2 protein-coding genes are annotated in these 2,060 nt (G+C 66.4%); both read left to right on the top strand.

Annotated features, from left to right (window positions below; translation table 11 throughout):
• On the top strand, window positions 1–1,496 hold a 1,496-nt coding region (locus tag ACOQFS_RS04815; RefSeq protein ID WP_421561776.1), incomplete at its 5' end, for a PhoH family protein.
• 18 nt (window positions 1,497–1,514) lie between these two features.
• Window positions 1,515–1,904 carry a hypothetical protein gene (locus ACOQFS_RS04820; protein ID WP_421561777.1) on the top strand — a complete coding sequence of 130 codons (390 nt, stop codon included), beginning with the start codon at window positions 1,515–1,517 and terminating at the stop codon, window positions 1,902–1,904.
• The last annotated feature ends 156 nt before the right edge of the window (window positions 1,905–2,060 follow it).

Here is a 2,060-nt window from a genome sequence, read left to right on the forward strand (position 1 = left end):
GCGCCGCCAAGGGGCCCGCCGCCGAGGCAGCCGCGCCTGCCGCAGCCTCCCAGCCATCGAGCCGCACCGGTACTGGCGGCGCCAGCAAGCGGGCCCGCCCCCAGGGCGCCACCAAGCTGTTCGTGCTGGACACCAATGTGCTGCTGCACGACCCCACCAGCTTCTTCCGCTTTGAGGAGCACGACATCTTCCTGCCCATGATCGTGCTGGAAGAGCTGGACGGCCACAAGAAGGGCATGACCGAGGTGGCCCGCAACGGCCGCCAGGCCAGCCGCACACTGGATGCGCTCGTCGCCACCCAGGGGGCCGACATGGCGCGCGGCCTGCGGCTCGATGCCACGGGCCAGAGGGCCGCGGCGGGCTGCCTGTACTTCCAGACCGCGCCGCTGAACTACAGCCTGCCCACCAGCCTGCCGCCGGGCAAGGCCGACAACCAGATCCTGGGCGTGCTGGAGGCCTTGTCCAAGCTGCACGCACCGCGCGAAGTGGTGCTGGTCTCCAAGGACATCAACATGCGCGTGAAGGCGCGCGCGCTGGGTCTCCACGCCGAGGACTACCAGAACGACAAGACGCTGGAAGACGGCGACCTGCTGTATGCCGGCGTGCTGGCCCTGCCGCCCGACTTCTGGTCCAAGACCGGCAAGAACGTGGAAAGCTGGCAGAGCGGCGCGCACACCTACTACCGCATCGGCGGGCCCATCGTGCCGCAGCTGATGATCAACCAGTTCGTGTACTTCGAGGCCCCCGGTGAGCCCAGTCTGTTTGCCCGCGTGAGCGAAATCCGCGAGAAGACGGCCGTGCTGCAGACGCTCAAGGACTACGGCTCTGCCAAGAACACCGTGTGGGGCGTGACCACGCGCAACCGCGAGCAGAACTACGCCATGAACCTGCTCATGGACCCCGAGATCGACTTCGTCACCCTCACCGGCACGGCGGGCACCGGCAAGACCCTGCTGGCGCTGGCGGCCGGCCTCACGCAAGTGCTGGACGAGCGGCGCTACACCGAGATCATCATGACCCGCGCCACGGTGAGCGTGGGCGAGGACATCGGCTTTTTGCCCGGCACCGAAGAGGAAAAGATGGGCCCCTGGATGGGCGCGCTGGACGACAACCTCGAATTCCTGGCCAAGGGCGATGGTGGCAACGCGGGCGAATGGGGCCGCGCCGCCACCAACGAACTCATCCGCAGCCGCATCAAGATCAAGAGCATGAACTTCATGCGCGGGCGCACCTTCCTGAACAAGTACGTGATCATCGACGAGGCGCAGAACCTGACGCCCAAGCAGATGAAGACGCTGATCACCCGCGCAGGCCCGGGCACCAAGATCATCTGCATGGGCAACCTCGCGCAGATCGACACGCCCTACCTCACCGAAGGCTCCTCGGGCCTGACCTATGCCGTCGACCGCTTCAAGGGCTGGCCGCACAGTGGCCACATCACGCTGGCACGCGGCGAACGCTCTCGCCTGGCAGATTTCGCCAGCGAAGTGCTCTGAGCCAGGAGAACCACTGCCATGGCCGTTTGGCTCACCGCGCTGAAACTGGTGCCCTGGGGCGATGTCATCGAGGCCACGCCCCAGATCCTCAATGCCGCAAAAAAGCTCATGCGCAAGTCGCGCACCGGCGGCACCGAGCCGCCTGCAGGAACGCTGGGCGACGACGCGGGCGACGCAAATGCCACGCCGCTGGAGGCGCAGGTCAAGGCGCTGGGGCAGCGCGTGGCGCAGCTGGAGCAGGAACAGCGCGATTCCGCCGCGCTGATCGAATCACTGGCCGAGCAGAACGCGGTGGTGGTGCGCGCGGTGGAAGCGCTGCGAAAGCGCAGCCAGCGCCTGACGGCGGCGGCCATCGTCCTGGGCGCCACCTGCGCGGCCCTGGCGGTCTGGGTGCTGCGCCAGCCCTGATGGCGGTCTCGCGCACCTCAATCACTTACTATAAATTTCATAGCTTCCAGCGCTTATGCAATAAGCGCTGGAAGGCATTTTTACCTGATTAGATACTTATCTCAGGCAGACCCGTTCGCCCTGAGCCTGTCGAAGGGCTGCTGGCAAAGGGCGCCC

The organism is Paracidovorax sp. MALMAid1276, from assembly GCF_049198005.1.
In the GTDB taxonomy this organism is placed as follows: domain Bacteria; phylum Pseudomonadota; class Gammaproteobacteria; order Burkholderiales; family Burkholderiaceae_C; genus Acidovorax.